The organism is Roseivivax lentus, assembly GCF_900156805.1.
Taxonomy (GTDB): Bacteria; Pseudomonadota; Alphaproteobacteria; order Rhodobacterales; family Rhodobacteraceae; genus Roseivivax; species Roseivivax lentus.
In genome coordinates this window covers 140,688-158,222 of record NZ_FTOQ01000004.1, presented here as the reverse complement: position 1 = coordinate 158,222, position 17,535 = coordinate 140,688, and the positions used below count along the sequence as shown (strand labels likewise).

Annotated in this window: 16 protein-coding genes; 12 read left to right on the top strand and 4 right to left on the bottom strand. The window is 66.2% G+C overall.

Features of this window, described 5'->3' with window-relative positions; genetic code table 11:
- The first annotated feature begins 265 nt into the window (after window positions 1–265).
- Window positions 266–1,111, top strand: coding sequence for an urea carboxylase-associated family protein (locus tag BW990_RS09445; protein ID WP_076447509.1), 846 nt, complete (start codon window positions 266–268; stop codon window positions 1,109–1,111).
- Between the two features lie 15 nt (window positions 1,112–1,126).
- Here BW990_RS09445 and deoD read toward each other — a convergent pair whose 3' ends face one another.
- The 3 genes from deoD to BW990_RS09430 form a co-directional block, all read right to left on the bottom strand.
- Complete coding sequence (deoD, locus tag BW990_RS09440; protein ID WP_076447506.1) at window positions 1,127–1,831, bottom strand: purine-nucleoside phosphorylase; 705 nt, start codon at window positions 1,829–1,831, stop codon at window positions 1,127–1,129.
- Window positions 1,831–2,142, bottom strand: a complete 312-nt coding sequence (locus BW990_RS09435; RefSeq protein ID WP_076447503.1) for an H-NS histone family protein — start codon at window positions 2,140–2,142, stop codon at window positions 1,831–1,833. The genes deoD and BW990_RS09435 overlap by 1 nt, the downstream gene beginning before the upstream one ends.
- Window positions 2,143–2,286: 144 nt before the next feature.
- Window positions 2,287–4,266 (bottom strand): protein meaA, encoded by a 1,980-nt coding sequence (locus BW990_RS09430; protein ID WP_076447500.1) that lies wholly within the window; start codon window positions 4,264–4,266, stop codon window positions 2,287–2,289.
- A gap of 208 nt (window positions 4,267–4,474) precedes the next feature.
- Here BW990_RS09430 and BW990_RS09425 point away from each other — a divergent pair, with 208 nt between their 5' ends.
- The 6 genes from BW990_RS09425 (at window position 4,475) to BW990_RS09400 (ending at window position 11,415) form a co-directional block, all read left to right on the top strand.
- Window positions 4,475–5,839 (top strand): 1-acyl-sn-glycerol-3-phosphate acyltransferase, encoded by a 1,365-nt coding sequence (locus BW990_RS09425; protein ID WP_076447497.1) that lies wholly within the window; start codon window positions 4,475–4,477, stop codon window positions 5,837–5,839.
- 165 nt (window positions 5,840–6,004) lie between these two features.
- Window positions 6,005–7,291 (top strand): crotonyl-CoA carboxylase/reductase, encoded by a 1,287-nt coding sequence (gene ccrA / locus BW990_RS09420; protein WP_076447494.1) that lies wholly within the window; start codon window positions 6,005–6,007, stop codon window positions 7,289–7,291.
- Window positions 7,292–7,631: 340 nt separating this feature from the next.
- On the top strand, window positions 7,632–8,375 hold the full coding sequence (locus tag BW990_RS09415; protein WP_076447492.1) for a helix-turn-helix transcriptional regulator: 744 nt from the start codon (window positions 7,632–7,634) through the stop codon (window positions 8,373–8,375).
- Between the two features lie 95 nt (window positions 8,376–8,470).
- Complete coding sequence (locus tag BW990_RS09410) at window positions 8,471–9,109, top strand: acyl-homoserine-lactone synthase (RefSeq protein ID WP_076447489.1); 639 nt, start codon at window positions 8,471–8,473, stop codon at window positions 9,107–9,109.
- A gap of 39 nt (window positions 9,110–9,148) precedes the next feature.
- Entirely contained in the window at window positions 9,149–10,690 is a 1,542-nt protein-coding gene (locus BW990_RS09405; RefSeq protein WP_076447486.1) for an ATP-dependent DNA helicase, read from the top strand.
- On the top strand, window positions 10,687–11,415 hold the full coding sequence (locus tag BW990_RS09400) for an SDR family oxidoreductase (protein WP_076447483.1): 729 nt from the start codon (window positions 10,687–10,689) through the stop codon (window positions 11,413–11,415). The genes BW990_RS09405 and BW990_RS09400 overlap by 4 nt, the downstream gene beginning before the upstream one ends.
- Before the next feature lie 196 nt (window positions 11,416–11,611).
- On the opposite strand, the gene BW990_RS09395 is transcribed toward BW990_RS09400, so the two are convergent.
- Window positions 11,612–12,628 carry an NADP-dependent oxidoreductase gene (locus BW990_RS09395; protein WP_076447480.1) on the bottom strand — a complete coding sequence of 339 codons (1,017 nt, stop codon included), beginning with the start codon at window positions 12,626–12,628 and terminating at the stop codon, window positions 11,612–11,614.
- 104 nt (window positions 12,629–12,732) lie between these two features.
- Here BW990_RS09395 and BW990_RS09390 point away from each other — a divergent pair, with 104 nt between their 5' ends.
- From BW990_RS09390 to BW990_RS09370, 5 genes are read left to right on the top strand one after another with little or no spacing between them, the layout of a single operon-like run.
- Window positions 12,733–14,361, top strand: coding sequence for a long-chain-fatty-acid--CoA ligase (locus BW990_RS09390; protein WP_076447477.1), 1,629 nt, complete (start codon window positions 12,733–12,735; stop codon window positions 14,359–14,361).
- Window positions 14,351–14,800: a MaoC family dehydratase gene (locus BW990_RS09385; RefSeq protein WP_076447474.1), complete on the top strand. Its 450-nt coding sequence runs from the start codon at window positions 14,351–14,353 to the stop codon at window positions 14,798–14,800. Before BW990_RS09390 ends, BW990_RS09385 begins: the two co-directional genes overlap by 11 nt.
- The gene (locus tag BW990_RS09380) at window positions 14,800–16,032 is read left to right on the top strand and encodes an acyl-CoA dehydrogenase family protein (RefSeq protein WP_076447471.1); all 1,233 of its coding nucleotides are present in this window, start codon (window positions 14,800–14,802) and stop codon (window positions 16,030–16,032) included. Before BW990_RS09385 ends, BW990_RS09380 begins: the two co-directional genes overlap by 1 nt.
- Window positions 16,032–17,048 (top strand): phosphotransferase family protein, encoded by a 1,017-nt coding sequence (locus BW990_RS09375; RefSeq protein WP_076447468.1) that lies wholly within the window; start codon window positions 16,032–16,034, stop codon window positions 17,046–17,048. The genes BW990_RS09380 and BW990_RS09375 overlap by 1 nt, the downstream gene beginning before the upstream one ends.
- 2 nt (window positions 17,049–17,050) lie before the next feature.
- Window positions 17,051–17,449 (top strand): PaaI family thioesterase, encoded by a 399-nt coding sequence (locus BW990_RS09370; RefSeq protein WP_076447465.1) that lies wholly within the window; start codon window positions 17,051–17,053, stop codon window positions 17,447–17,449.
- The last annotated feature ends 86 nt before the right edge of the window (window positions 17,450–17,535 follow it).

Below are 17,535 nucleotides of genomic sequence, written 5' to 3'. Positions count from 1 at the left end.
GGCTTCCCGCCGCGCGACGTTGTCGTCATCTGAGTGCGGATGCACAATCCGACGCGGATTGCGCGCCGAAATCCTGCGAGGATTTCGCGGGCCCCCGACCGGCGCGCGCGTCTTCGGCTGCCTCGGGCAGGCCGGGCACGACCGGTCGTCACGAGCCCGCAAATCCGCGTCGGATTTGCCCGCGAAAATCGCGTGCGATTTTCGCCCCCGGCTTGCCAAGAGGACGGGAACGCGAAAGGCTCCGGACGACATTCCGGAGCCCGCAATGCAGACACCACCCCCCGATGCCGAAAGACGCCGCGCCATCGCGCCGGTGATCTGCTACCCGACCGAGACGCTTCCGCCGGTCGACCTTCCGCTCTATGCCGATGCCCTGGGCACCGCGGAAGTGATCGACACCGTCATCGTTCCGCCGCGCGACGCCGCGTGTTTCTCGGCGCCCGCCGGGCACTTCTTCCGCATCGTCTCAAGCGAAGGGCCGCAGGTGGGCGATCTCAACCTTTGGAACGCGCAGGATTTGTCGGAGCGGTTCTATTCCGGCAAGACGCGCGCCCTGCACGGCACGCATGTGACGACCGGCGACCGGCTCTGGTCCAGCTTTCCCGCGCTCCGGCCCATGGCCACGATCGTTGCTGACAGCCTCGACTGGTACGGCATCGACGCCTTCGGGGGCAGCGTGCACGACGTGATCGGCACCCGCTGCGATCCCTATACCCACCGGCAGCTTTCGGGCGGGACCTATCATCATTGCTGCCATTCGAACCTGACGCGCGCGCTGGCGGCCCGGCTGGGCCTGCCGATCGCTGAGGCCGAGCCGCATGTGCATGACGTGCTCAACGTCTTCATGTGCACCGGGTTCACCCGCGATACGGGCCAGTATTTCATGAAGGCCTCGCCGGTGCGGCCCGGCGATGCGCTGACTTTCTTCGCCGAGATCGACCTCCTGGGCGCTTTGTCGGCCTGTCCGGGCGGGGATTGCAGTACCGAGCATTCCTCGGACGCGGCGTCCTGCCACCCCCTGATCGTGGAGATCCTGAGGCCGGAGCCCGCAGGGCTGACGGGCTGGGCGCCGCCGCCGGTGAATGGCTACGACCGCAGCCACGGCACCTGAACGCGCGGTCGCGATCTAGCTGAAGGCCGCCGCGAGCGCGATCTCGACCATGTCGCCGAAGCTGCGTTCCCGGTCCTCGGAGGGCAGGGCGGCTCCGGTCAAAAGGTGATCGCTGACCGTCAGGACGGCGAGGCCGCGAATGCCGTGCCGCGCGGCGAGGTTGTAGAGCTCGGCTGCCTCCATCTCTACGGCGAGGATGCCATGGCGCGTCATCTGTTCGTTGAGATCCGGGCGTTCGTCATAGAAGACATCCGCGGAATAGATGCCACCCACATGCACCGGGGCCCCCTTGGCCTCGGCGGCGGTGACCGCGGCGCGCAGCAGGCCCCAATCCGCACAGGGCGCGAAATTCAACTCGCGGAAAATGCCGAGCGAGGGCGTGGAAAGCGACGAGGCCGTCATTGCTACAATCACGTCGCGGATTTTGACATGCTCCTGCATCGCCCCGCAGGATCCGATGCGAATGAGCGTCTTTGCGCCGTAGTCGCGGATCAACTCATTGGCGTAAATCGAGAAGGAGGGCATGCCCATTCCCGATCCCTGAATGGTGACGCGATGCCCATTCCAGGTGCCGGTATAACCCAGCATTCCGCGTACATCATTTACGAGTTCGGGGGATTTCAGAAAGGTTTCCGCTGCCCAGCGCGCCCGATAGGGATCGCCGGGCATCAGAACCGTTTCGGCAATTGCGCCGGGATCGGCGCCGATATGGATCGACATCAGAGTGCGAGGTCGTCCAGCGATTTGCCTGCCTTGAGCGCGTCATTGACCCAGCCCGGCTTGCGGCCGCGGCCGGTCCAGGTTTGAGTGGGATCGGCGGGATTGGCGTATTTGGGAAGGCCTTTCGTGCCCTTTGCCGCCGTGCTTCCGAACAGGTCGTCGAGTGAGAAGCCGTATTCCTTTGCCGCCTGATCCGCCGCACGTTTCGCTTCGGCTTTCCGGCGGGCATCAACGGACTTCAGCGCCTTGTCGACGTCCTTTTTCAGTTGCTCGAGGTCTTCTTTCGAGAGTTTATCGAGATTGGTATTCATGGTTTTTCTCTCCATCCAGTATTTTTCCTATTCTATATTTTCCGGAATTGAACAAGCCCTGTTTTGGATCAATGCAAGAATAAGAAAAACTCCGCGCACCGTTTCAGGTGCGCGGAGTGGCGGGACACAACGCGTCGGAGTGGCTTATTCGGCCGCTACGGCCTCCGGATCGGCAAGATGCACGATGTCCATCATGATTGAATTCAGGACGAAATCCTTGGGCGTATAGACCCGCGCAACGCCCGTCGCGCGGAGTCGCTTGGCATCTTCTTCGGGAATGATGCCACCGACGATCAGGGGAATATGGCCGAGCCCCGCCGCTTTCATCCGCGACAGCGTATCTTCCACGAGCGGCAAGTGCGATCCCGACAGAATGGACAGCCCCACCACGTGAATGTTGCCATCTGCGGCGGCGTTCACGATTTCCTCGGGGGTGAGTCGAATGCCTTCGTAGTCGATCTCCATCCCGCAATCCCGCGCGCGGAAGGCGATTTGTTCGGCGCCGTTGGAATGTCCGTCGAGGCCCGGCTTGCCGATCAGGAATTTCAACCGGCGTCCAAGCTTGTCGGACACGGCATCGACCGCCTCGCGGATATCCTCGAGGCCCTCGGTCTGGTTCGACATGGATTTCGAAACGCCGGTCGGGCCGCGATACTCGCCAAAGGCCGCGCGCATCTCGGCGGCCCATTCGCCCGTGGTCGCCCCGGCCTTGGCGGCGGCGATGGAGGCGGGCATCACGTTGCGGCCCTCGCGCGCGGCTTGGCGCAAGTCGGCAAGGGCGCGCGCGACCGCGTCGCCGTCCCGTTCGGCGCGCCAGGCATCGAGGCGGGCCACCTGGTCGGCCTCGACCGCCGGATCGACCACCATGATGCCGCCATCCTCGCCTAGAAGCGGCGACGGTTCGGTTTCCGTCCAGCGGTTCACGCCGACCACGACGGTCTCGCCGCGCTCCACCTTGTGCACGCGCAGGGCGTTGCTTTCGACCAGGCGCGCCTTCATGTAATCGATGGCGTCGATCGCCCCGCCCATCCCGTCGAGCGTGGCAAGTTCTGCCCGCGCGCCCTCTTTCAGTTGCGCGACCTTGCGCTCGACCGCCGGGTTCTCGTCGAAAAGATCGTCATATTCCAGAAGGTCGGTCTCGTAGGCCATGATCTGCTGCATGCGCATGGACCATTGCTGGTCCCAAGGGCGGGGCAGGCCCAGCGCCTCGTTCCAGGCCGGAAGCTGCACCGCGCGGGCGCGGGCGTTCTTCGACAGGGTCACCGCGAGCATCTCGATCAGGATGCGGTAGACGTTGTTCTCGGGCTGCTGCTCGGTCAGGCCCAGCGAATTGACCTGCACGCCGTAGCGGAAGCGGCGGTACTTGGCGTCCTCGATGCCGTAGCGCTCGGCGAGGATCTCGTCCCAGAGGTCCACGAAGGCGCGCATCTTGCACATCTCGGTGACGAAGCGGATGCCGGCATTCACGAAGAACGAGATCCGGCCCGCGAGCGTCGGGAAATCCTCGGCCGGCACACGCGGCTTCAGCTCGTCGAGCACGGCGATGGCGGTGGCCAGCGCATAGGCCAGTTCCTGTTCGGGCGTCGCGCCCGCCTCCTGCAGGTGATAGGAACACACGTTCATCGGGTTCCATTTCGGGATGTGCTTGTAGCAATACTCGGCCACGTCCCCGATCATCTTCAGCGACGGCTTCGGCGGGCAGATATAGGTGCCGCGCGACAGATACTCCTTGATGAGATCGTTTTGCACCGTGCCCTGCAGTTTCGAGATATCCGCCCCCTGTTCCTCGGCCACCGCGATATAGAGCGACAGCAGCCAGGGCGCGGTCGCGTTGATCGTCATGGAGGTGTTCATCTGCTCGAGCGGGATCTGGTCGAAGAGCGTGCGCATGTCGCCCAGATGACAGACCGGAACGCCGACCTTGCCGACCTCGCCGCGCGCGAGCACGTGATCGCTGTCATAGCCGGTCTGGGTAGGCAGGTCGAAGGCGACCGACAGGCCAGTCTGCCCCTTGGCGAGGTTCCCGCGATAAAGCGCATTGGACGCCTGGGCGGTGGAATGTCCGGCATAGGTGCGGATGAGCCAGGGCTTGTCTATCTGCGGCGGGGTTTGGGTCTGGGTCATCGCATTCCTCGGGGTGAATCGTGTGGGTAATATTCTTGCGTTCCGGTACGCATATTCGAAACTTTGTGGCGATGTCAATTCGCTGCATCGCGGCAACACCGCGCAAAGTATAGCCGTGCGGCAAGGCCGCCGGAAGAGGCCCGAAACCCCATGGCCAAAGCGGGCCTGCGGGATTGCCTAAGCTCAAGCCTCGGGCCATCCTTCGGGCATGACGACGCAAGTCACCCTGCCGCTTTGGCTTTTCCTGCTGATCCTGCTGTTCGCGGCGGTGACGATGGCGTCGCATTTCCTGTTCCCGTCGGTGCGGTGGTTCTTCCGGCGCCGCGCCGAAAAGATCGTGGCCCGGCTGAACGAACGGCTCGAACGCCCGATCCAGCCCTTCAAGCTCGCCCGCCGCTACGATCTGATCCAGCGGCTCATCTACGATCCCGACGTGACGGAAGCGGTCGTCACCCATGCCCATGAGAACAACCTGCGCGAGGACGTGGCCTTCGAGAAGGCGCGCGACTATGCGCGGGAAATCGTCCCGGCCTTCTCGGCCTCAGCCTATTTCGGCTTCGCGATCCGGGCCTCGCGCTGGCTGTCGAACGCGCTCTACCGCGTGGATGTCGGCGATATCGATCACGACGCGATCGGGGCGATCGACAAGGACGCCACGGTCATCTTCGTGATGAACCACCGCTCCAATATGGATTACGTGCTGGTGACCTATCTCGCGGCGCGCCGGTCCGCGCTGTCCTACGCGGTCGGCGAATGGGCGCGGGTCTGGCCGCTCTCGGGGCTCATCCGCGCGATGGGGGCCTATTTCATCCGCCGCAAGTCGCGGAACGCCCTGTATCGCAAGGTGCTGGAGAAATACGTGCACATGGCGACGCGCGGCGGCGTGGCGCAGGCGATCTTCCCCGAAGGCGGGCTCAGCCTCGACGGATCGGTGAAGCCGCCGAAGGTGGGTCTGGTGAAGTATATCGCGGAAGGCGCCGATCTGCGTGCCCGCGACGTGGTCTTCGTGCCGGTCGCGATCAATTACGACCGGGTGCTCGAGGACACGATCCTGATCGACGCGGACCGGCGCGGCGAGCGGCGGTTTCGGGCCGGTGTCCTGTCGGCCTTCCGCTATGCGCTGGTGCTGTTCTGGAACCGTCTGACCGGGCGGTTCCAGCGCTTCGGCTACACTGCCGTGCGGTTCGGCCTGCCGCTGTCCCTGCGCGCCGAGGAGCGTCTGGCGCGCCGGCCCGAAGCCCTGGGCGACGAGATCCTAGCGCGCATCGAAAGCGCAATCCCCATCCCGCCGGTGCCGCTTCTGTCGCTGATCCTGCTGGCGCGCGGCCCGATGGACCGGAGCGCGCTGGAGGCGGCTTTCGGTGCCGTGAAGGCCACCCACGCGCAGGCCATCGTTCTACCGGACGGCGATCCCGGCAAGGGCGCTGCCTACGCCATCGAACGGCTTCGGACGCGAGGCCTCGTCACCGAGACCGAGGGCCGGATCGCGCCCTCCGAGGATGCGCGGCCCATCCTGCGCTACTACGCCAACTCGGTCCGACATCTTCTTCCGGACTTTGCGCTTGCAGAATAACTTTCTGCAACTGCTCGGTCATAAAATTTCAAACTCATACCGAAACACGATTGAATTGTTGCGCGAGCGACGATATCCCGGCTTGCAGAGCGATTCCGCCGCCGCACTGCGGCGCAATCCCGACCACATGGATTACGGATAGAAGACGCAGGACAGGAGGCAGCCATGGCTCTCGATACGCAGACCGGCATCGCGGAATACGATGCACCCGAAAAGGATCTCTACGAGATCGGCGAGATGCCTCCGATGGGCTTCGTTCCCAAGCAGATGTACGCCTGGACCATCCGCCGCGAGCGCCATGGCGCGCCCGACAAGAGCTTCGAGGTCGAGGTGGTGGACGTCTGGGATATCGACAGCCACGAGGTCCTCGTTCTCGTGATGGCCGCGGGCGTCAACTACAACGGTGTCTGGGCAGGCCTCGGTCAGCCGATCAGCCCCTTCGATGGACACGGCGCACCCTATCACATCGCGGGATCCGACGCGTCGGGCATCGTCTGGAAGGTGGGCGACAAGGTCACCCGCTGGAAGGTCGGCGACGAGGTCGTGATCCATTGCAACCAGGATGACGGCGACGACGAGCATTGCAACGGCGGCGATCCGATGTACTCGCCCAGCCAGCGTATCTGGGGCTACGAGACGCCCGACGGCTCCTTCGCGCAATTCGCCCGCGTGCAGGCGCAGCAGCTCATGCCGCGCCCCAAGCACCTGACCTGGGAAGAGGCGGCCTGCTACACGCTAACGCTCGCCACCGCGTACCGGATGCTTTTCGGCCACGAGCCGCACGACCTCAAGCCCGGCCAGAACGTGCTGGTCTGGGGCGCGTCGGGCGGCCTCGGCTCCTACGCGATCCAGCTGGCGAATACCGCCGGCGCCAACGCGATCGGCGTCATCTCGGACGAGTCCAAGCGGCAATTCGTGCTGGATCAGGGCGCCAAGGGCGTCATCAACCGCAAGGATTACGATTGCTGGGGCCAGCTGCCCACGGTGAACACGCCCGAATACAATGCCTGGCTCAAGGAAGCACGCAAGTTCGGCAAGGCGATCTGGGACATCACCGGCAAGGGCGTGAATGTCGACATGGTCTTCGAGCATCCCGGCGAGGCGACCTTCCCGGTCTCCACCCTCGTGGTGAAGAAGGGCGGCATGGTCGTGATCTGCGCCGGCACGTCGGGCTTCAACTGCACTTTCGACGTCCGCTACATGTGGATGCACCAGAAGCGCCTGCAGGGCAGCCACTTCGCGCATCTCAAGCAGGCCTCCGCGGCCAACAAGCTGATGATCGAGCGGCGCCTCGATCCGTGCATGTCCGAAGTCTTCCCCTGGGCGGAGATTCCCGACGCGCACATGAAGATGATGCGGAACGAACACAAGCCCGGAAACATGTCCGTTCTGGTGCAGGCCCCGACGACCGGCCTGCGCACGCTGGAGGATGCGCTCGCCGCGAAGCGTTAACGAATCCTGACGCCCCGGCGGCGTTTCAGGCCCGCATCCGCAGCCCGGATGCGGGCCTTTTCGTTGCGCCATTTGGCAAATCGCGTGATTTGCGGCGCTTCCGCATCGCTGCATCGCTATTTTGGGGGAGGTGAAATTCGTGAATATTCACCATAAGCTGTTCTTGCTAGGGTTGTGTTAATACTTTGTTAACCATTTGGGGGCGAGCATTCCATGCGACACGACTGGATTATCGACGTACTCTCGGATCTGACACGGTTTGCGAATGCAAATGCGCTCGACATGTTGGCTGCTCAACTGAACGAAGCTCAAATGATCGCTCATGCCGAGATCGCGTCGCATGAAAGGGGAGCAGGCGTTGGGGATCGCGTTGCTGAGTTCCGGGTTGGACGAACAACTCGCGCGGCTGGAAGCCGCAAAGTCGCAGGATGATCTGCAGCCTCTGATCGAGGAGCTGCGCGATCAGTTCGGGGTCGATCACATCGTCTATCACTGGGTCGCCGCCGATGGCGAGCAATTCGGCTGCGGCACCTACGATCCGGCCTGGGTCGCGCGGTATCTCGAAAGGGGATATTTGCGGATCGATCCGGTCATCGTGGGATGTTACCAGCGCTTTCATCCGGTGGATTGGAAACGGTTCGATTGGTCCTCGAAGGCGGCGCGGGCCTTTCTGCGCGACGCGATCGAATACGGTGTCGGAAACCAGGGCTTCTCGGTCCCGATCCGGGGTCCGAACGGTCAATTCGCGCTGTTCACGCTGAACCATTCCTGCACCGATTTCGAATGGCAGGAATTCACCGAACACCATCGCCGCGAACTGATTCTCGTTGCGCATTACTTCAATCAGAAGGCCCTCGAATTCCAGCCCGGGCGCGGTCCGAAACCGGCCACGTTGTCCCCGCGCGAGGTCGATGCGATGACCCTGATCGCGGTGGGGTATTCCCGCGCCCAGGTCGCCGATACGCTGTCGATCTCGGAATCCACGCTGCGGGTCTATATCGAGAGCGCGCGCTTCAAGCTCGGGGCGCTCAACACCACACACGCGGTCGCGCAGGCGCTGCAACGCGGGCTGATCGTCGTCTGAGGCGCGCCCCGGGGCCACGCAACGCACGCCGCGATTAACCAAACTTAAGCCCATCTCCGCTTAGCTCTTTCTGTCAAGACAGAAAGGGCCAAACGATGATCCGATATCTTTATGCCTCCGAACTTGCACGCCATCCCGGACTCGCCCGCACCATGTTCCGCGACCGGGCCGACCAGTTCCGCACCCGGCTCGGCTGGGAGGTCGAGCTCGACGCAAGCGGCGAAGAGCGCGACGCCTACGACGCGATGAACCCGCTCTACGTCATCTGGGAACGCGCGGATGGCAGCCATGGCGGCTCCATGCGGCTGATGCCCACGACGGGCGACACGATGATCAACGACCATTTCGGCCATCTGACCGGCGGCGTGCGCATCGAAAGCGCGCTGATCTGGGAATGCACCCGCTTCTGCCTCGCACGCGACACCGATCCCGGCGCCGCCGCGGCGCTGATGCTGGCGGGCGGCGAGGTGATGCAGGGCTTCGGGGTCGAACATTTCGTTGGCGTCTTCGATGCGCGCATGGTGCGCATCTACAACCGCATCGGCGCCGCCCCCGAGGTTCTGGGCAGCGAAGGCGAGGGACGGGCGCGCATCTCGGTCGGCTTGTGGTCCTTCTCGCCGGAGGCGCGGGCGCGGGTGGCCGCCTCGGCGGGGATCGATCCGGTGCAGTCCCGCGCCTGGTTCGAGGCCGCCTTCGGTCCTGTCGGCGCACGGATCGCTGCCGTCGCGGCCTGACCTCTGGCGGAGCCTTTGGCGGGCCTGTAGGGTCCGCCCATGAGCTTGCCCGCACTGACATTTTCCGACGATCAGGCCCAGGCCTACGACCGCGTGGCAGAGATGCTGCGGGAGGCCGGCGTCGACCTCGAAGACGGGCTCTGCCTGCCCGCGAAAGAGGGCAAGACCCGGGTCATGGCGCTTCTGGGCAAGGCCGGGTCCGGCAAGACGATGCTGCTGGCGGAGCTGGCCCGCGCGCTGGGCGAGGCCGGGGTCGAGACGGTGTCGGGCGATTACGAAAGCCGCCGCCGCAAGGACCGCCGCACGCTGGCGATCCTCGCCCCCACGAACAAGGCGGCCAGCGTCCTGCGCAATCGCGGCGTGCCCGCCACCACGATCCACCGCATCCTCTACACGCCGGTCTACCACCCGGAATACGAAAAGATCGCCGAATGGCTCATGGGCAACGGCGAGAAGCCCGAGATCGAAGGGCTCACCGACGAGGCGCTCGACCGCGCCTTCGCGTCGTTCCAGGGCCACAAATCGGTGCCAGCGGCGCTGGCGGCGGCGGGCCTGCGCGGGTCGGATTTCATCACTGGCTGGAAACGGCGCGAGGAGCCCCTCGATATCGGGTTCGTCGACGAGGCCTCGATGCTGGACGACCGGCAATTCGAGGACCTGCAGGAGATCTTTCCGAACCTGCTGATCTTCGGCGATCCCGCGCAGCTCGCGCCGGTGAACCAGTCCGGCGCGATGGTCTTCGACGGGCTTAAGGACAGCCAGAAGATGGAACTGGCCCGCGTCCACCGGCAGGAGGCCGACAACCCGATCCTCGATCTCGCCCACGCGCTGTCGGACCCGGCCCTGTCCTTCGAGGATTTCGAGCGCATGATCGAGGACAAGGCGCGGAGCGACGACCGTGTGGTCTGGGCGCAGCGCGTGGAAGTCGACCTGATGGCCCGCTCGCCGGTGCTGGTCTGGCGCAACGCCACGCGCATCCGGCTGATCAACGCCTTCCGCGCGGTCTACGGCGCGCCCGAGACCGAGCTGCTGGAGGGCGAGCCCTTGATCTGCGACGGTATCGAACTGCCGCTCAAACATCGCAAGAAGCGGCTCGACCTCGAGGCGCGAGGCCTCATCAAGGGCGCGCAGGTCATCTATCTCGGGCCCGGCCGGAAGCCCGGCTTTTCGCGGCTGCACGTCATGGGCGCGCCCGATCCGCGGATCTCGGCGGCCTCCATCGTGAAGATCGAGAAGCCCGACGAGGAGGAGCCCTTCATCCCCTTCGCCGCGCGCATGGGGGCGACCTTCCTGCACGGGGCGGCGGTCACCATCCACAAGGCGCAGGGGTCGCAATGGGATGCGGTGCAGGTCTTCGCGCCCGATCTCTACGCCGCCGCGCGCATGGGCCGGTCGGAGGCGGGCCAGCCCCTGTGGAAGCGTCTGGCCTACGTGGCGATCACCCGCGCGCAGGAGCGGCTTTACTGGGTGGTGCGCAACCGGCTGGCCAAGCCCTCGGCCCCGCTGAGCGTCGACGACCTGCGCGCGGCATCCGCGGCGCCGCTGGAACTGACCGCGCCCGTCGCGGAGGAGGAGATATGAAACGGATCCTGATCACCGGCGCCTCCTCGGGTATCGGCGCCGCGGTGGCGCGCGATTTCCTTGAGGCGGGCTGGCTTGTCGGGTTGCTGGCCAGGCGCCGCGCCGCGCTCGAGGCGGTGGCGGACGGGCATGCGCGCGCGGTCGTCCTGCCCGCGGATGTCACCGATGCCGAGGCGGTCGAGGCCGCCTTCGACACGTTCCTCGAACGCGCCGGGGGCATCGACGTGCTTTTCAACAACGCGGGTCTCTTCGGTCCTGCGGCCCTCATCGACGAGGTCCCGGCCGCCGATTGGGCCACGGTGCTGGCCGTGAACCTGACGGGCATGTTCCTCTGTGCCCGGGCGGCCTTCGCCCGGATGCGCGCGCAGGACCCGCAGGGGGGCCGGATCATCAACAACGGCTCGATCTCGGCGCATGTGCCGCGCGAGAACTCGGTTTGCTACACCACCACGAAGCACGGGATCACCGGCCTCACGAAAAGCCTGAGCCTCGACGGGCGCCCGTTCGGCATCGCCTGCGGGCAGATCGATATCGGCAATGCCCGCACCGAGCTTCTGGACGGGATCATCGAGACGAACCGCGCGCGCGGCATCCCACCGCCGCCCACGATGGATGTGGGCGAGGCGGTGCGCGCGGTGCGGCTGATGGCCGAGATGCCGCCCGAGGCGAACGTGCAGTTCATGACCGTGATGGCGACGACCATGCCCTATATCGGGCGCGGCTGATCTGCCGGAACGGGCGCGCGGGCCGGTTTGCGCGCCTGATTGCGCCATGGGCGGGCGGACAGGGCAGAGATGCGTTTTTCCGGAAAGGTGAAGGGGCAGGGGCGGCGCGCTGACCCGCCGGTTTGCGCGGCTCCGAAGTTGCACGAGCCGATGCTGCCGGCGGCGCCGCGCAGCCCCGCCCGTCAAGGCGTCCGGATCAGATCCGGACCACCTGCTTGCCGACATTGCCGCCCTTCAGCATCGCCATGAAGGCCTCGGGCGCGTTCTCCAGCCCCTCGGCCACATCCTCGAGATAGGTGATCTCGCCCGCGGCGACCTTGGGCGCGACATCGCGCAGGAAGGCCGGGTAGTGATCCCAGTGATCGAAGATGATGAAGCCGTTGACCGACAGACGCTTCACGAGGATCGACCGCCACGCCATCGGCAGCCGGTCGGTGTCGCTGTCGACGCCGCCATACCAGGCCACCGCGCCGCAGAGCGGGATGCGGCCATGGGTGTTCATCAGCGGCAGCACCGCCTCCAGGAGCTTGCCGCCGACGTTTTCCCAGTAGATGTCGACGCCGTCCGGCGCGGCCTCGGCGATGGCGGCGCGCAGGGCGCGGGCGTCGTCATGGGCGCGGTGGTCGATGGCGGCGTCGAACCCGAAGGTCTCGGTCGCGATGCGGCACTTCTCGGCCCCGCCCGCGATGGCGATGGTGCGCAGGCCCGCAAGCCGCGCCAACTGCCCCACCATGGAGCCCACGGGCCCGGTCGCGGCACCCACCACCAGCGTCTCGCCCGCCTTCGGGCGCCCGTATTCGTGGAGGCCCCGCCAGCCGGTGAAGCCCGGCATGCCGAGCACGCCCAGCATCGCCGAGGGCGGCGTGCCGGGATCGAGCTTGCGGCACTCGGTGCCCGGCAGGACCGCGTGATCGGCCCATCCGGTCATGCCCGTGACGGTGTCGCCCTCGGCGAACCCCTCCGCCTTCGAGGCGAGGACCGTGCCGACGCCCTGGCCGGTAATGGTCCCGCCGAGGGCCACCGGCTCGGCGTAGCTTTTCGCGTCATCCATCCGGCCCCGCATATAGGGGTCGAGCGACAGCCACTCGGTGCGGACCAGGATATGCCCGTCTTCGAGCGCGGGCAGCGGGTCGGTCTTCAGCGCGAAATCCTCGGCGCGGGGCGCGCCCTCGGGACGGCGGGCAAGGGCGATGCGGCGGTAGGTGTCGGACATGGGGGCAAACTTTCCGGTGGGATCAGGGCTTTGCAGTTGCGGAGGGCGGCTCCCCTCCGTCACACTACCTGCAATGATAGGCGCAGACGGCAAGGGAGGGCCAGATGCACGGCATGATGATGAAGGAACCGCTCTCGATCATCGAGATCTTGCGGTACGCGGCGGCCGCGCATCCGGGGGCCGGCATCGTATCGGTGCGGACCGAAGGCGACATCCACCGCGAAACCTATGCCGAGGCCTATGCGCGCGCGGGCCAGCTTGCGCACGGGCTGGCGCGGCTGGGCGTGGGCCGGGGGGACCGCGTCGCGACGCTCGCGTGGAACGGCTACCGGCATTTCGAGCTTTACTACGCGATCTCGGGGATGGGGGCGGTCTGTCACACCATCAATCCGCGCCTCTCGGCCGAGCAGATGCTCTACATCATCGGCCATGCGCAGGACCGCGTGTTGTGCTTCGACGTGACCTTCACGCCGATCCTCGAGGGACTGGCCGAGCATCTGCCGAAGGACCTGATCCTCGTGGCGATGACCGACCGCGCGCAAATGCCCGACAGCCCGCTCGATCTGCTGTGTTACGAGGACCTGCTGGAGGGCCAGCCCGAGGAATACGACTGGCCGAGCCTTGACGAGGAAAGCGCCGCCGCGCTCTGCTACACATCCGGCACCACCGGTCATCCCAAGGGCGCGCTGTTCTCCCATCGCTCCACGGTGCTGCACGCGATGACCGTGGCGATCTGCCTGTCGAAATCGCTGAGCGAAGGCGCGCGGGTCCTGCCCGTCGTGCCGCTCTTTCACGTCAATGCCTGGGGCCTGCCCTATGCCGCGCCGCTTGCCGGGGCCTCGCTGGTCATGCCGGGTGCGAAGCTCGACGGGGCGTCGCTGTTCGACCTGATGGAGGCGGAGCATGTCACCTCGGCCTGGGGCGTGCCCACGGTCTGGCTCGGGCTGCGGGGCGAGATCGACAAGCGCGGTCGCAACCCCGAGGGCTTCGCGCAGGTCGTGGTCGGCGGATCGGCCGCGCCCCGCTCCATGATCGAGGGATTCGAGGATTCGGGCGTCGAGGTGTGCCACGCCTGGGGCATGACCGAGATGAGCCCGGTGGGCACGCACGGGCTTCTGTCTGCCGAGATGAAGGTGCTGCCGCGGGAAGAGCAGATGGCGCTGAAGTCCAAGCAGGGACGGCGGCTCTTCGGGGTCGAGCTGAAGATCGTCGACGAGGCGGGCAACCGCCTGCCGCATGATGGTCGCGCCTCGGGCGAGCTTTACGTGCGGGGCAACACGGTCGTGTCGGGCTATTTCAGCAACCCCGAGGCCTCCGAAAAGGCCATCGACGCGGAAGGCTGGTTCGGCACCGGCGACGTGGCCTCGATCGACCCGCAGGGCTTCCTGACGATCCAGGACCGCACCAAGGACCTCATCAAGTCGGGGGGCGAATGGATTTCCTCCATCGACCTCGAGAATATCGCCATGGCCCATCCCAAGGTCGCGAGCTGCGCGGTGATCGCCGTGCCGCATCCCAAATGGGACGAACGGCCGCTCCTGGTGGTGGTGCCCGCCGGGGAGGCGCCCGAGCTTGCCGAACTGCACGAGATGATGCTCGAACACGTGGCCAAGTGGCAATTGCCCGACGCCATGGTCTGCGTCGAGGAATTGCCGCTGACGGCGACGGGCAAGGTGTCGAAGCTGACGCTGCGCCGGCAATTCGCCGATTACGCCCTGCCCGATGCTGTCTGAGGCGTTCCGCACCGGCGCGCCGAAGCCCTCGCGCTGGTACGCGGTCACCCCCGAACGCGTGCGCGCCTTCGCCGATGCGACGGAAGACTGGCAGGGCATCCATCTCGATGCGGAGGCTGCCCGGGCCGCGGGCTTCGACGGGCCGGTCGCGCATGGCTACCTCGTCCTGTCGATGCTGTCGGCCATGGTCTACGACGTCATGCCCGACGACCTGCCGCCCGGCGCCGTGTCGGTGAATTACGGCTTCGACCGGGTCCGGTTCATCGCCCCGACGCTGGTGGGCAGCCGCGTGCGGGGCCTGTTCCAGATCGCCGAGTTGCAGGACCGCCCGGACGGCGTGCGCCTGCGCTGGGACGTTACCGTCGAGCGTGAAGGCGAAGAAAAACCCGCGCTGGCCGCGGATTGGCTGACATTGATCAGCTGGAAGGAGGAGACCTGATGGATCTTGGCATCACCGACAAGGTGCGCCCGCTGATCGCGGCGGTGCGGCAGATGGTCGAGGAGGAGATCGCGCCGCTGGATGCGGAGTTCCACGCCGAGGTGGGCAAGCACCCCGAGGGGCGGTTCCACCACACCGCGCGGCAGCTCGAGATCCTCGACGGGCTCAAGGCCAAGGCGCGTGATCGCGGCCTGTGGAACTTCTGGCTGACCGACAGCGACAAGGGTTACGGCCTGACCACGGTGGAATATGCCTATCTTGCCGAGGAGATGGGCAAGGTGCCGATCGCCGCCGAGGTCTTCAATTGCAACGCGCCCGATACCGGCAACATGGAAGTGCTCGAGCGTTACGGCGAGGACTGGATGAAGGAGCGCTGGCTCGGGCGGCTTCTTTCGGGCGAGATCCGCTCGGCCTACGTGATGACCGAGCCCGACATCGCCTCCTCCGACGCCGCGCAGCTGGCTTTCGAGGCCAGGCGCGACGGCGACGATTATTTCCTGAACGGCGAGAAATGGTGGATTTCCGGCGCGGGCGATCCGCGCTGCGGGCTCTACATCCTGATGGCTTGCACCGACTCCGATGCGCCCAAGCACCAGCGCCACACGATGTTCGTCATGGACCCCGATCTGCCGGGCATCGAGGTGTTGCGTCCGATGCAGGTCTTCGGGGCCGATGACGCGCCCCACGGGCACATGCATATCCGCTTCACCGATGTCCGCGTGCCCGCGAAGAACGTCGTGCTGGGCGAGGCGCGCGGCTTCGAGGTGGCGCAGGGCCGGCTCGGGCCCGGGCGCATCCACCATTGCATGCGCGCCATCGGGCAGGCCGAGAAGGCCCTGGAGATGATGTGCCGCCGCGGGCTCGACCGCGAGGCCTTCGGCAAACCGCTGGTCGAGTTGGGCGCCAATTTCGACATCATCGCCAATGCCCGGATGGAGATCGAGATGGCGCGGCTTCTCTGCCTCAAGGCCGCCTGGATGATGGACAGCGCCGGCGTGCGCGCGGCCCAGCCCTGGATTTCCAAGATCAAGGTCGTGGCCCCGCTGATGGCGGGCAAGGTCGTGGACGAGGCGATGCAGCTCCACGGGGCCGCGGGGATCAGCCAGGATTTCAGCCTGGCCCACATGTGGACGCATATCCGCACCCTGCGCTTTGCCGATGGTCCGGACGCGGTGCACAGGCGGCAGGTCGCCCGTGCGGAGCTGAAGAAGTATACGCAGCGGGCCACCTGATGGCCGAACTGGACATCGCCCGCGTCGGACGCTGGATGGCCGCGCACGTGCCCGGCTATTCCGGGCCGCTCAGCGTCACGAAGTTCGATGTGGGGCAGTCCAACCCGACCTATCGGCTGAATGCCGCATCGGGCTCCTACGTGCTGCGCCGCAAGCCTCCGGGGACGCTTCTGAAATCGGCCCATGCGGTCGACCGGGAGTTCCGGGTGCAGAAGGCGCTCTGGGGCACCGATGTGCCGGTGCCGAGGATGATCGCGCTTTGCGAGGACGAGGATGTCATCGGCTCGATGTTCTACGTCATGGCCCATGTCACCGGGCGCAATATCGACGATCCGTCGATGCCCGACATGGTCGCGGGCGAGCGCGGGGACATCGTCGCCGAGATGGCCCGCGTGCTGGCCGCGATCCACGATGTGGACCTGACGGCTGTAGGCCTGACCGATTTCGGGCCGCCGGGGAGTTACTACCAACGCCAGCTCGGGCGCTGGACCAAGCAGTACCGCGCCTCCGAGACCGGGCCGCTGGCGGATATGGACCGGCTGATCGACCGGCTGGAGGCGGAGATGCCGGAGGACGATGGCGCCCGCACGCTGGTGCATGGCGATTACCGGATCGACAACATGCTCTTCGACACCGAGCGGCCGACCTGCACCGCCGTGCTCGATTGGGAATTGTCGACGCTGGGCCATCCGCTGGCTGATCTCGCCGGGGTCATCATGCAATGGCAGATGCCGCCCGGGCCCGAGGGGCGGGGCCTTGCGGGGCTCGACCGGACGGCGCTGGGCCTGCCCTCGGACGCGGCCTTCGTTGCGATGTATTGCGCCCATCGCGGCATCGCGCCGCCCGAGCGCTTCGGCTATTACGTGGCCTTTGCCTTCTTCCGCATGGCGGCGATCCTGCAGGGGGTGAAGAAGCGCTCGCTCGACGGCAATGCCTCCAACCCCGAGGCGGGATTGCGGCTTGGCGCCTATGTGCCGCGCTTTGCCGCGCTCGGCCTCGACTGGCTGGAGCGCTGAGCATGGCGGAGGATTTTCCCGAAGCGCCCTATCCCTTCCAGCAGCATCTCGGGATGGAGCGGACCGGCTGGTCGGCGGATTACGCGCAGATCGAGCTGCCGCTCGCGGAGCATCTTGGCAACCGGCAGGGGCTGCCCCATGGCGGCGTGCATGCGACGCTGCTCGATACCGCGATGGGCTATGCGGGCACCTGGACCGGCGACGCGGATGCGCCGCAGATGGCGCTGACCCTGTCGCTGAACGTGCAATACCTGTCGCGCCCCCGGGGTGCGCGGCTCATCGCGGAGGGCTGGCGGACGGGGGGCGGCAAGAGCACGTTCTTCGCCGAAGGGGTGATCCGCGACGACGAGGGCGAGATCATCGCCAAGGGTTCGGGCGTGTTTCGCTACCGCAAGGGGTAACCGGAACGATCCGCGCGCGCGGCGCGCGGATCGGCTGGGGGCGCTGCCCCCAGACCCCCGGAGGTATTTCCGGTCCGATCGTGACA